This is a genomic window from Ruegeria sp. BF7 (assembly GCF_056538605.1).
In genome coordinates this window covers 328016-341225 of sequence record NZ_JBQFTM010000004.1, presented here as the reverse complement: position 1 = coordinate 341225, position 13210 = coordinate 328016, and the positions used below count along the sequence as shown (strand labels likewise).

Annotated in this window: 9 protein-coding genes; 8 read left to right on the top strand and 1 reads right to left on the bottom strand. The window is 53.0% G+C overall.

The features are described 5' to 3' along the window. Window positions 1-324 precede the first annotated feature (324 nt). On the bottom strand, window positions 325-1344 hold the full coding sequence (locus ACR0IK_RS12200) for a hypothetical protein (RefSeq protein ID WP_480641684.1): 1020 nt from the start codon (window positions 1342-1344) through the stop codon (window positions 325-327). A gap of 428 nt (window positions 1345-1772) precedes the next feature. Between ACR0IK_RS12200 and ACR0IK_RS12195 the strand changes: the two genes are divergently transcribed. From ACR0IK_RS12195 to ACR0IK_RS12160, 8 genes are all read left to right on the top strand, one after another. Further along, on the top strand, window positions 1773-2114 hold the full coding sequence (locus tag ACR0IK_RS12195) for a hypothetical protein (protein ID WP_480641683.1): 342 nt from the start codon (window positions 1773-1775) through the stop codon (window positions 2112-2114). Window positions 2115-2516: 402 nt separating this feature from the next. Next, on the top strand, window positions 2517-2693 hold the full coding sequence (locus ACR0IK_RS12190) for a hypothetical protein (RefSeq protein WP_480641682.1): 177 nt from the start codon (window positions 2517-2519) through the stop codon (window positions 2691-2693). Window positions 2694-2958: 265 nt separating this feature from the next. Continuing rightward, window positions 2959-3222, top strand: a complete 264-nt coding sequence (locus ACR0IK_RS12185; RefSeq protein ID WP_480641681.1) for a hypothetical protein — start codon at window positions 2959-2961, stop codon at window positions 3220-3222. A gap of 759 nt (window positions 3223-3981) precedes the next feature. After that, entirely contained in the window at window positions 3982-5712 is a 1731-nt protein-coding gene (locus ACR0IK_RS12180; RefSeq protein ID WP_480641680.1) for a thiamine pyrophosphate-binding protein, read from the top strand. Between the two features lie 14 nt (window positions 5713-5726). Next, on the top strand, window positions 5727-8552 hold the full coding sequence (locus ACR0IK_RS12175; protein WP_480641679.1) for a peroxidase family protein: 2826 nt from the start codon (window positions 5727-5729) through the stop codon (window positions 8550-8552). A gap of 3 nt (window positions 8553-8555) precedes the next feature. After that, window positions 8556-9932, top strand: a complete 1377-nt coding sequence (locus ACR0IK_RS12170; protein ID WP_480641678.1) for a hypothetical protein — start codon at window positions 8556-8558, stop codon at window positions 9930-9932. Window positions 9933-10357: 425 nt separating this feature from the next. Further along, on the top strand, window positions 10358-11758 hold the full coding sequence (locus ACR0IK_RS12165) for a selenium-binding protein SBP56-related protein (RefSeq protein WP_480641677.1): 1401 nt from the start codon (window positions 10358-10360) through the stop codon (window positions 11756-11758). A 3-nt stretch (window positions 11759-11761) separates the two neighbouring features. Next, window positions 11762-12421, top strand: coding sequence for a hypothetical protein (locus tag ACR0IK_RS12160; protein ID WP_480641676.1), 660 nt, complete (start codon window positions 11762-11764; stop codon window positions 12419-12421). Window positions 12422-13210: the final 789 nt, after the last annotated feature.

The window sequence follows — 13210 nt, the reverse complement described above, 5'->3', positions numbered from 1 at the left end:
GGCCATGGCCAAGAGTAAAAAGCACTTCGGGATACCTCGCGTAATTGCAAAGCCATCCGATCGCTTCAGAGCATTTATCTGAATTTAGTCATCGATATTTGCGATGAAATGTAGCTAATCGAATAGCTCCCCGTAGAAAAAAAGACCAAACCACAATTTTTCGATCTGTGCGGACCATAGCAGAATCGGGAGCAAATAAAAAGTTGAGGCCCCATTACTGGCAGTTTACCGCCCCGGAGCGTCAAAGTTAGCGGCACCAGTAATGCAGGTTAAATTAGACTGAGGTGATTTCAGTTAAAGGCAAATTTGCTTGGTAAATGGCAGCTAAACTGTAAGTGGTGTGATACCCCCGGCGAAGGATGCGAGGATGGGCGCGGTAAGTGCAAAGCCGGCGCGCAACACCTCTCCAATGCCTTCTTTCAATCCATGAGATGCCTTCCAGTCTTCGACATCAAATCCATCCTCTGTTGTTTCGCTCTGATGGGCCTTGCGGGCAAGATCTTTGATGCGACCGTCCAATATCAAAGCAACTGGAAGATAGAAACTCAGCATCAACAAGCAAAAATAGGTTCCGGTAAACAATGCCGATGCGGTTACCAGTGAGCTATAGGCGGCTTTTCCCGTTTCATCGATCAAGGGCAGAGGCCAATACATCCAACTGGATGCAAAAAACATGCCAAATGTCAGGATAAGGCTGGACAGATACAGCTGCTGCCGCATTTGATGCATGTTTTTCCTCAGTTCCTCTGCAGTTTCTTCGATTTCCTTGGTTGGAGCAGAGGCCAGGCACAGGATCATACCAACAATCAGTGCGCCAACCGCAAGCCCCGCAAGAGCATTGATAATGTCCAACACCTTTCTGAACATTGAAAACACCGGAGTATCACCACAACGGCCCAACAGCCAATAATCGTCAGCTTGCAGGCACCCGGGTAGTGTGCCGCGTGACAGCGCGGTTTCAAAAACGGCCTTGCCTACCTGATGATAGATCCGTGGAGTTGTCGACGCTGTGTATTGCTGAATCGTCGGAGCAATCGCCAGCACAAATACCGCAAGTGTTGTTATGGATGCAGCTATCCTCGTTTCCTTCGACAATGGACGCCAAAGATTGCGAACCAGCAGAGCCACGGCAAGAATTGCAAGTGCAGCAAAGAACCAGGATGCGGCAAGGAACCGAAAACGACCCACTGCTTCCAACCACGAGTTGTCATCACGCAGAATTTCGACAGGCACATCCAAATCCGTTGCAATCAGATGGTGTTGGATAAGCTCATGTATCCCGAAAACGAAAATCGGTAATAAAACGATCGCAAAGTAACGCAGTTCTACTCGACGGATTGACACGTCCGGCCTCTTGCGTTGCTAAATACTTAAAGGAACTCATAGCACAGAAAGCAGTTTTCGGCATCGTTCGTGATTCCGTTCGCTAGTGATGCCTCCGTATTGAACTTTGGCGTGCAAGCAAAAGATCAGGCATTTTACGCACCTGAAGTGCCGCAAATCTTGAGCTTTTCACACCCTCACGCCGTCCCGGTTTATCACCAGAAAATCTCAGGATTCGGTCCCATCACGATTGGTTTCCCCTATCTTCAAGAAAGCAAGCTTTGTATCCGAATGGTTAAGAGTGGCACCAGAAACTCAAACAATGAAGGCCCTGAAAACCAGAAGCTCTCATTTGGTACGCCCATGGAATAGTGGATTAGACGCGACCCGAACCAGTGCAAACCGAACGAAAACCCGGTCGCGTCTGTGCCTGGTTCGCTGTGCTTTTGATGACACTGATCAAGACTGCGGTCGCTTTCTTTCTTGGTTACCTCTTGGTTCAAAGCGTTGAGTTTGATCTGAACAGCGGCGAGCCGATGAACGACCCGCGATCAAAGGCGACCGCGCTTGCCCTTGGAGGGGTTGCTAGCGTCGGTGTGCCCGGTGGGGAACAGGCAACAAACTTCGAGCGCGTTCTGCTGGAGGTAGGAGCCCGCGTCAGCGGTGGTGACATCATTCTGGCCTACATTTGGCCTATGTCGTCGTACCAATACGTCACTTTGAGTTTTTTAATGCTCAACTGCCGCGTATGCCGGGGTATCACGAGGCCCTTTACGAGCAGGCACAAATAGAGACCAGGTAGGCCGAACTGTTTCGTGGAAATGCCGAACTACGTTTGCTAGAGGAACTTGCGCTAGGCCTCAGGTGCGGGAAATCTCAGAGTCAAGCCTTCCTGCGGACGAAAGAAAAACCATGTGGCTGTGGTCCAGGGCGTTTTATCGCGATGCCATAGGCGCGCTTGATGATGCGCGGTCAAGGCCAAACTTTTTGGGATTTGAACAGGCCGAGTGGTAAAAACTTGGCAAATTTGTCCGCTAATGTGCGGTGCGTGTTTATCAGCAAACAATCTCTGATTCTGGCGAACAAAGTACCTCGCCCATTATCCTGGAAATACGGGGCGACAACGCAGCAGACAGCGGTGTTCGCGCTGATCCGCTTCTCGCGCAATCAGGAGGTGTAGGAAACCAATGAACATGCGTTTGAGCAACGCTCTGAAGAAGATTGCGCAAGCGCTCATCGCCGCAGTCGCCTTGGCGCTTGTGCAGGACGTAACTATTGGCGTTCGATCAGAGTCGGCAGGCGCGTTCATCGCCTGTGGTGCTCTGTTCTTATTCGATGGGCCTGCTGCTAACATCGTTCCGCCGGAATAAGTCGCGACTTTGATCGATTCATCCTCGGCCGAGGACGACTGGCAGGCAAGATTGCAGGAAACGGCACAGCGGCTTTCCTCGCTGCTAAAACTGGATAGCTGGCATCAGCTAACCTTTGGCAGTCTTGGGGTGGTCGCGCATATTTTCCTCGGGCGGATTTCTGATCCGGACGAGTTTCTCGGGATGCTATTAGCCGGGGGTGAATCAGCCCTTATGCGCAAAGGGCAGATTCTGGTTTTCCTGCAGGGCGGGACCCTTCTTGAAGATGATCAATTTCGATATCAATGCCAATGCTGGACACCACCTTTGTACCGCGCGTTCTTTCAGAGAGCCTTTTCAATCTATTGATGAGGCATTCGTGGTCGCCAACCGAGTTTTTACGGAACCGAATGAGAACGCATCAAGTGACGAATTGAGTTTTATCCTGGATAAGCAAGGGCGTTCGCCGTCAGGATCGGGAACGAACCAGGCTGGATTGAAGTTGAGGATAGGCTGGGTGGCCATCCAAGCGGTAGAATTATCCGAATGAACCCCGAAGCGTCTCTGTTGTTCTCTCTCAGCTTGCCCGAACTCGATTTCCTGAACGGAATACCAGTTTTCTTAGACTTCGGCAGGTTCGTGCATCCTCAGATCTTCCGAACGTACCCTGAACAGCTCCGCTTCAGGTAAAGGTTGCGTTTAAGCGTTATCTGGAAAATGAGCTTACCAATAATGAGCCCGAGACGCGCGCGCTTGTGCAAACGTCGATCGGATTTATCCGGACATCCGAATTGGAAGACTGATCGGCCGCACGTATTTCTTTCCTACGCGCGGCAGAGCTTGAACCGACCGGCACTTATTACCGAAACGCACTTGGTGTGACGGATGCTATGCTGGTTTGTGCACGGGAAAGTTCATCACCTTATCGCGACCCCTCAAGATGCTATGCCGGTGCTGTTTCCGTGGACCCTGAAAACGGAGATGCGTCAGGCAAACGGCTTCATTTCTTGGAGTTATTGGCGTCGATTGGTGAACCCCTGACGGCTTCGACAAGACCAATCCACCGAAGACACTTGAAGTGGTTCGCAAGGTCGTTGAACAAAGCCCAGACCTGTTTCCAAAAAATCTACAACAGGAAACTGGCCCACCGTTTTCGCGCTCCGGTACCGATGTCTGACGGAGTTTCCTGCAGGTCAGTTTACTGACGAATTGCTACTTAAAGGCGAGCCAGATCCCGAACTGTTTCTTAAATCGGCGATTTCTGATATATATAGACAGTATTGTTGAGACATTTATTGGAATGCATTAGATGCGCGTTTATGAAGCGGTGGTTGCCGCACTCGAATCTATTGGAGTCGACGCCGCCTATGGCGGGGCTGGCGAAAATGCCGCTGGTCTTATGCTTGCGCTTGACGCTTCGGACAAAATCAGACCGGTTATCGCGAAAAATGAGCAGGGCGCATCCTTCATGGCCTGTGGGCATGCCATGTTCAGCGGTAAGCTCGGAGTATGTTTCGCCACAGCCGGCCCCGGTGCATTCAATCTGATTTCGGGCATGTGCGTAGCGCTGACTGACAGTTACCCGTTGCTGGCTATCAGCGGATATTCAACAGTGGCGTGGCAGGGGCGCGGTGGATTGAACGAGACATCCGGTCTGGCGCGCACGCCGGATTCCCGAATGATGTTCCGTGCTGCCACCAAGAAAGATCCGGCCACCGGCGAACCCGCAGACTTTTTGGTGACCGACCCTGATGATTTAATCGATACGCTCCAAAGGGCAATTGATATCGCGTTCGAGGGTCGGCCAGGTCCCGTGCATGTCGCAGTGGCCGAAGACATCACCGATCCCAAGATCGAAGTAACCAACTTCAAACCATTGCAAAAACCTCAGACAGGTATTGTGCCGAAACATGAGGTGTTGGATAAGGTTTCCAGCGTATTGGAAGAGGCGATCAGGGCTGAAAAAACCGTGGTCATGTTGGCCGGTTTTGGCGCAATCCTTTCTGGTGCCAACAGTATTACAAAGACGTTCATTGAGCGGTTTCAGATCCCGTTGCTAACAACGATGGATGGAAAAGGGGTCGTCGCTGAAGAAAACCCTCTGGCAATCGGACTCTACTGCGATTCAGGGCATAAGGCGGCCTGGGATCTTTTCTCGGAGGCGGACGTGGTATTGGCGGTTGGCAATTCTTTTGCCCAGCACGCAACCTTTGATTTCTTCGAGGGTTTGTTCGACGAAAAAACTCTTATCCATATAAACATTGATGCTGGCGAGTTTGATAAGTTCTACAAAGCAGATCACGTTATACTAGGCGATGCGCGACAGGCTCTGCAGGGGTTGTATGATCGCCTGGATACGGTCGTTGGCCCGGTTCCAAAGCGTGACTACCGACCCAAAGATTATGACGAACGCTTTATCATCTCGCCCCAGAAGCAGTTGCATCCGGGTGAGATGGTTCAAAAAATCTCTCAGTTGTTGCCGCCGGGTGGAATTGTCTTGGCCGACGCGGGGGCACATGCCGCTTGGGCTGGCTACTATCTGGAACTCAAGGAGGGGCAGAATTTCCGCAAACCCGGCACCTATGGCCCAATGGGTATCGGTGTTTGCGGTGTAATCGGCGCAAAATACGCAGAGATGCATCGGCCTGTGGTGGCTGCGGTTGGTGACGGTTCCTACTTGATGACCGGTTTTGAGCTGATGACTGCGGTGCAATACAACATTCCAGTCGTTTGGGTAATTTTTAACGATCGTGAATTCAAACTGATCAAGCTCTATCAGCTATCAGCCTTCTACAAGACTGGGTTGGTTGAGTTCGATAACCCTGACTATGCCGCATACGCCCGTGCCTGTGGCGCGGAAGGATATACTGTCAACAAGCTGGATGAATTCGAGCAGGCGTTTGGCGCGGCTCTGGCCAGCGGGAAACCAACGCTCATTGATGCCCGAATTACACGTTTGGCTTTGCCGAACTACTCGCCCCATCCCGAAGGTGTGCTGGCGGCGATTTGGAACGGCATCCGCACGCGATTTGGATTGTAGAGAGGAGGCCCCCGATGGATGCCAGCTCGGAATCCCTGCAGAAATGGCGCGAGGAGTATGTGGGCGGCTCGCCTGAAGAGGAGTTGAAGGAAACCAAAGCGCTGGCCGAGATGATGATGGCCGCGCAGTTGAAATCGATGGCGGCTGGTGGCACACGCCGCGTGGATCGGGCGTTTCACAAAAAAGAGATTGCCGCCTTCAAAGGCGCAGAGCTGCGGTTTGGTGACGATCTGCCCAGTGATTTACAGGTTGGCTTTGCACAGCCCAAAGCGCGGTATCCAGCGACTGTGCGGTTTTCGAATGCATCTTCGCAAACTCAATCTGATGAAGACAAGGATTTACGCGGCTTGGCAGTACGTGTCAGCGAAGCTGAAGGTATCGATCATGATCTGCTCGCGACCAATTTCCCTGTGCCACACGCCCGAAATGCACGTCAATTTGTGGTATTTGCCCATGCTGTGTCTGGTGGCCGGGTTTCGAAGTTGATCGGACTCGTACGCCTGTGCTTTGTTTTGGGATTCTCTGAGACACGCCGGATGCTGGGCAATGTGCGCGAGGCACTACGAACTTGCGAAAGCGTTGCGCTTGAAAGCTATTGGAGCCGGGGCGCGATTGCCTGGGGCAATGAAGCGGTGCGCTATACGTTCAAACCAACAAAGGACGCTGCTGCTATTGAGGGTGCATTTACAGGTGCCTCTCGTCTCTCGTCTGAATACGCCGCGCGGCAAGCGCACGGAGAGATTAAGTTCGATCTGCTCGTGCAAAGGTTCGTATCCGAAGAACAAACGCCGATCGAGGATGCGGCCCATGAATGGGATGAATTGGTTAGCCCGCCGATAAAGGTCGCCGAACTGATCCTGCCACAGCGCGATCTGACAACGCCCGAGGCATTGGCAGAGGCACTGGAAATTGAGCGCATGGGCTTCAACCCCTGGAACACGACAGAGGAATTTCGTCCACTTGGCAATCTGAATCGTGCACGCAAAGCTGCCTATGACGCATCCGCATCCCATCGGCAGGGTAAACGGTTCAAGGCTCCGCCGCCGCCCTTCCAGAACCGCGTCTTAGGCACGGCAGCTCGATCAATCCTGAGGGCAGTGAACCGGCGCGTTCCGTGGCACCGCATTCCGTTTTTGCTTGTCCAACTGCTAAATCTGGACGCACTCAGGTATGATCTGAGGCAAAAAAGTCTGATCGACACAGACCCGGAAGAGGTTGTCCCCAGCGCACGCGCGGTGCCACCGGAACCGAAACCAAGCCACTATACGTACCGCACCCATGACGGCAGCTATAATGACCTGTCCGACCCCAGAATGGGTGCCGCCGGTGCCACCTTCGGCCGGAATATGCCGCCGCAGGTGCAGCCTGATGACAGCCCAAACCCGATTGAGGTCGCGCGCAAATTGATGGATCGTCAGGCTTTCATTCCTGCCAAAATCCTCAACATCCTGGCGGCATCGTGGATTCAGTTCCAGGTTCACGACTGGGTTTCGCATGAACGTCTCAAACTGGATGAAGACGATGATATCGTACCGATCCCCGACGGCTATCCTGACTGGAAGAACCGACCCAATGGCGAACCTGAACGCAATATGCGCATCGCGGGCAACATACCGAAGGAAGGCGCGGATGACCCCTTCCTCTTTGCCAACGAGAACTCCCATTGGTGGGACGGATCGCAAGTTTATGGTGTGAACTCCGATGCTGCCAAGAAACTGCGGGACGGCCCAAAGATCAAACTTACTAAGGACGGCTACCTGCCTCTGAACGTGCACGGGTTCGAGCTCACGGGTTTCAACGAAAGCTGGTGGCTTGGCCTGTCTTCACTGCACACGCTGTTCGCGCGCGAACACAATGTTCTGTGCGATGAATTGCAAGGCGCTTATCCGCAGATGGGCGAGGAACGCGTCTACCAGACGGCGCGCTTGATCGTGTCCGCGCTGATTGCCAAGATTCACACGGTCGAATGGACCCCTGCCATATTGGGAACCGAGGCGCTGGATATCGGCATGAAGACCAACTGGTACGGGCCGCCAAAATCCTGGCTGACGCGGTTGGGCATCTGGTTGACAGATGTTCACGCGCTAAAGGGTATTCCTGAAACCGAACCGGATCACCACACCGCACGGTACGCGCTGACCGAAGAGTTCGCGACGGTCTACCGAATGCACCCTCTGATCCCTGATGACTACATCTTTTATGACTACAAAACAGGTAATGAGAAGGCACGACGCGGATTTCTTGAGATTCAGGGGGAACAGACGGATGAACAACTGCGCGAACTGGGATTGCGCGATTGTTTGTATTCTCAAGGTATTGCACATCCCGGGGCGATCACGCTCCATAATTTTCCAAAGTCCCTGCAAAATCTCGAACGATTTGATGAGCTGATCGACCTCTCAGTGGTCGATATTGTGCGTACCCGCGCACGCCGCGTGCCGCGATACAATGAATTTCGCAAAGGCCTGCACATGCCGCCCGTGACTGAGTGGGATGACCTGACTGCCAGCCCGAAGACAAACCAAATTCTCAAAGACCTCTACGGTGACATCGACAAGGTTGATACGGTCATTGGCCTTTTGGGTGAAACACCACCAGATGGGTTTGGCTTTTCAGATACCGCATTTCGGGTTTTCATCCTGATGGCATCGCGCCGCCTGCAGTCCGATCGCTTCCTAACCACCGATTTTCGGCCGGAAATCTATACGCAGCTTGGGATGGACTGGATTGCACGGAACGGGATGAAATCACTCATTCTGCGCCATTTCCCTGAATTTGCGCCGGTGCTACCAAAAAATGCTACGGCCTTTGCACCGTGGCGAACCGTGCAGGAGGGTTGAGAAATGCCAAAAGACAAAGGCCAGAGCGGGCTGGGTTCTTTCCTGGAAGCCCCGCTAGCACGTACGCTTTGGAACCGTCGTACCAAGAGGGTTAGCAGAGGTTCAAATGTGGTTGCGGGTTCGCTGAGTTGGGACTCCAGGAACGACCGGTCCCCTTTGTCACCACTGCAGGAGGCAATTCTGATTGCCGCGACTGGCGCGACCGGTTTGACCATGCCGGATCGACCGTTTTTTGATGACGAAAGCGGCGATCCGATCATGTCCAAGCCAAATCTGGTGATGGAAGGCCGTACTGCGGGAAGCCCGGACAACGCTCAGGGCACGCATTTTTTCATGATCAACGACAGCGGCACTTATTTCCTGCGCCGCCTTGACCCGCTTGAAGGCGGCATCGAGCACTGGACGCCCGAAATACTCATCGATCGCGCCGAGCAATCGAAAGTGCAGATCCTCGACCGTCGCATTGATGTGCCTGCCGGCATGCGAGATTTTCCGGCCTATCTGGATTCAAACCGGTTTTTGTCGAACACGCCCGGATCTACGATTTTCTTTCCCGTCGTCGACCTCTCCTACCAATATATCAACGCGTTAATGTATATCCTGACTCAGCCAGACAAAGCGCGGCCAGTGATCGTGGACGACCGAAATTTCTATCGACCGGCGGGTGTCAGAAAGTGGATAGACAAGGGCTTCTTGAATCCTGAAATCAAGATTCCGCTCGGGGTTCTCGGCCAGATGCGTACCCAGATCGAGGCCGACCTTTTGATACAAAACCTGTTTCTTGTAACGGAGGCTATGGGCCTTGGTGGTTGGATTCACGCCGCTATTTCTCCACCGGTTCTGATGGGTGATCCAAAGTTCAGCGACCGCTACGGTTCGATGATGGGATTTGATTATGTGACCCCGAAATGGCGGCTGATGGACTTGTTCCGCTGGCATACTCTTCCAATTGCGGCGATGAAACATGTACGAGCACATGCGGTAGGTCTTCGCCATCACGGCGAACATTTGATCAAAGGGAAATGCCCACCGTATTATCCGTCGATGTCAGAGGCGGTTGATGCAGTTGTCGCTGGAAAATTCGGTCCCGACGGCATCTACAAGAACGAAAAGTTATTCGGGCAGATTTATAAAGGCGACTTTGGGAATAAATATCTGGATGAGGCGGGCGAATACGAGCAGGATATCATCGACTGCGCGCGCGACATCTGTACCTATATCTACGAAACCCATGATCGTTTCCCCGCACACTGCGAAGCGGTCCATGCGCCCGGAATTTGGTTGCAGACCCATCGTGTGGAAAACGAGTATTACGACGCCTTCTTCCAAAACGGACTGACCTCTGCACAGCGCGAGCATGACTCGGTTTGGAATGATTAACAGACCCTTCTAGATTTGGTCATCTGGAATGGAAGGTGCGGCGAATCTCTCATATGTTACAGTGGGTTAGATACTTCTTCGGCTGGAAAGTCAGCATATGTGAGCGCGCAGACGTTGAGGTGTTGCGCCATCGTTGAGAGTCTGAAAAGCGGGGTTTCGACCGCTGTATCTTGAAGGTCGGGTGAAGGTCTGGAATGGGCCGATGGCCAGATCGTGGAAACAGGGTAAGGGGCCTATACTGTGTCAGCTCCGAGGTCTGTACCGAGCCCAACGCGGTTGTTGGATTTGCCGCTTCCAAGGGCGCACGCAGGACACAAAAAATGAACCATTTCTACGAATCTTGAATATGTGGCAGTCTCAGTTCCGGGTGCCATCAAACAAACTCAGATTTATTTCTGGTGCCTGTGGCCTGGGAGGAGCCAGTTATGAACCTGAGACCTGACCCTACTTTTCACGCAACTCCGAAACTTGCTATGGAAGCGCCTGCGGAAACGCTCGCTTTCACTTTGATGCTCAGCCCGGACGGTTCTGAGCCTGATGGCTTGGCCGTTGTAGATGTTGACCCGAAATCGCAAACCTACGGCCAGATTGTCCATACGCTCATGATGCCCAACAAGGGCGATGAGTTTCATCATTTTGGCTGGAACGCTTGTTCTTCTGCACTCTCGCCGTTGACTGGACACGCATTTTTGAAACGGAGGTATCTCATCGTTCCGGGCATCCGATCCTCGCGCATCTATGTGATCGACGTGAAAGAACCCCTGAAGGCGAAGATTCACAAGATCATCGAACCGGAAGAGGTTTTCGCTAAAACGGGTTATTCGCGTCCGCACACAATCCACTGCGGCCCCGAAGGAATTTATGTCTCAACGCTTGGTGGCGGCGGTCCCGATGGCACGGATGGTCCGCCGGGCATCTTTATTATGGATTGCGAAACCTTTGATATTCTCGGCCGTTACGAAATGGATCGAGGCGAGCAGGACAAACACTACGATTTCTGGTGGAACCTCCCGCGCGATTACATGGTTAGTTCGGAATGGGGGCTGCCACCACAGTTCGAGAACGGGATTGTGGCCGAGGATTTGCTGTCCAACAAATATGGTCACAAAATCCATTTCTGGAACCTGCGCGAGCGCCGAAATGTCCAAACCATTGACCTGGGTGAAAACCACCAGATGGCCTTGGAAATCCGGCCCGCCCATGATCCGGCAAAAGACTATGGCTTCTGCGGTGTCGTCGTGGATACCACAAACCTGCAGGGTGCGATTTTCACATGGTGGCAGAAGGATGACGGAACTTTCGAGGCGAAAAAGACGATCACGATTGATCCGCGGCCAGAGAAGGCCGATAACCTTCCACCTCTGTTGCAGGGATTTGAGGCCGTACCTCCATTGGTCACCGACATTGACCTGAGCCTGGACGACAAGTACCTGTACGTCGCTTGCTGGGGGCAGGGTGAAATGCATCAGTATGATGTGTCCGACCCGATGAACCCCAAGCTGACTGGAAAAGTCGAGCTTGGCGGGATTGCGCGCGGGGCGAAACATCCGAACGGCAAAGGATTCTCTTACGGTCCCCAGATGGTTGAGATCAGCCGGGACGGCAAGCGGGTTTATTGGACCAACTCGCTGTATTCGACGTGGGATGATCAGTTCTACCCTGATGATGAGGGTGGGCAAATGGTTATGGCCAATGTTGGGGAAAACGGTGGCCTGGACCTGGACAAAGACTTCTATGTAGAGTTTCCAAAGGGCTATCGCAGCCACCAGATCCGCTTGGAAGGCGGAGACTGCTCGACCGATAGCTTCTGCTACCCGTCTGTCTGACACGTGGACGGATTAGACACGGCAACAGCCCTTTGGTGGGCTGTTGTCGCCTCTGGCATATATCACGGGGTCAATCCGGGCATGGGTTGGCCCCTGGCAGTGTCTGCGGCGCTGATGGACAAGAGACGCAACAGCCTTTTCAAGGCGTTGATCGCTCTGGCAGCCGGGCATCTTGTTGCGATGGGCGCAATACTGTTTCCCTTTACCGCGCTGCTCTTTCTGGCCGAATGGCAGCGCGAAATTCAGATTTTCGCATCCTGCCTCGTGATCGGATTGGGCGTTTATTTGTTGTTTAACCGCCGCCATCCACGGCTTCTTGCGCGAGTACCCCCGTCACGGCTTGCGCTCTGGTCTTTCTTAGCGGCAATGGCACACGGTGCGGGCTTGATGTTGGTTCCAATCTATCTTGGTATTTGTCGCACGATCGCCACGGACGCAGGGCATGCGGCAGCTGCCAATCTGATGACCGGCAATGCTAAAATCGCTATTGGAGTCGCCTTGGCCCACACCTTGGCCATGACAGTCTCGGGCGGTCTGCTTGCGTTCGGTGTTTACCATTGGCTGGGCCTGAGATTTCTCTCAAAAAGTTGGTTCAACCTGGATACTGTTTGGGCTCTGAGCTTGATCCTTGTGGGGTCGATTGCGTTGCTGTTCGTTCACTAACTCGTCAATCTGGACGCCAGGGGCCGAACGGTCTGAGATGCAGTAACTAAAGATATTCAATCAATGACCACCACGCGCTCAAGTTGCAAAACTCTGCTGTGTCCATCAAGGCCCGCTTCGAAACAGAGTCGGAGCCGTCAACATGACTGGTGCACTTTGTTCCGCTGCTCGGAGCAATCTGAAACACGCCTTTGCGGAGTCTTGATCGGCTGGTGAAACACTATGGCTGCTAGGATAAAGTTTTCGCCAAGCTCGATCACTTGAACCCCGGGTTCTCCAAAAAACACCGCGCCACGCTTGGCGCAATTGCGGTAGCTGAGGCCAATGGCATGTTAGAGCAGGGGTAGACGGTCGTTGAGCTGACGAGCGGCAATATGAGCCTCGCAATGGCCAAACCATTTCAGTGATCTTTTGCGACTCCGGATTGAAGCATCTTTCTACTGATCTTTTCAGCTGCATCTGCCCTTGCCGGTATCAAACTGGTCAGCATGATCCGCAATGGTCAATTTACGTGTGGACTCTCGACATTTCAGCAGTTTGCGCAACTGCCGGGCTAAACTGCCAATAGTTCTGTCAATTTTGCTCTGAAAAGACTTTGCGACAGAACCGTTCTGGACGCGGCGCGTCGTTGCTACCATCTGGCCTGACTTAGACGGCCCGGTCAGAGAATTATGTGAATGGGTAGAAACCAGGTGAGAGTTGCACCTCGCGCATGACCTCTTCCAAATCGCGGTACGAAACATTGTAAGGGACAAAAAAGAAGACTGCGCACCCTAAGAAAAAGCAGCT

What these genes read in the sequence shown, in the direction of transcription:
- ACR0IK_RS12195 (WP_480641683.1), top strand. Translation starts at nt 1,773, where the DNA reads ATGACACTGATCAAGACTGCGGTCGCTTTCTTTCTTGGTTACCTCTTG.
- ACR0IK_RS12190 (WP_480641682.1), top strand. Translation starts at nt 2,517, where the DNA reads ATGCGTTTGAGCAACGCTCTGAAGAAGATTGCGCAAGCGCTCATCGCC.
- ACR0IK_RS12185 (WP_480641681.1), top strand. Translation starts at nt 2,959, where the DNA reads ATGATCAATTTCGATATCAATGCCAATGCTGGACACCACCTTTGTACC.
- ACR0IK_RS12180 (WP_480641680.1), top strand. Translation starts at nt 3,982, where the DNA reads ATGCGCGTTTATGAAGCGGTGGTTGCCGCACTCGAATCTATTGGAGTC.
- ACR0IK_RS12175 (WP_480641679.1), top strand. Translation starts at nt 5,727, where the DNA reads ATGGATGCCAGCTCGGAATCCCTGCAGAAATGGCGCGAGGAGTATGTG.
- ACR0IK_RS12170 (WP_480641678.1), top strand. Translation starts at nt 8,556, where the DNA reads ATGCCAAAAGACAAAGGCCAGAGCGGGCTGGGTTCTTTCCTGGAAGCC.
- ACR0IK_RS12165 (WP_480641677.1), top strand. Translation starts at nt 10,358, where the DNA reads ATGAACCTGAGACCTGACCCTACTTTTCACGCAACTCCGAAACTTGCT.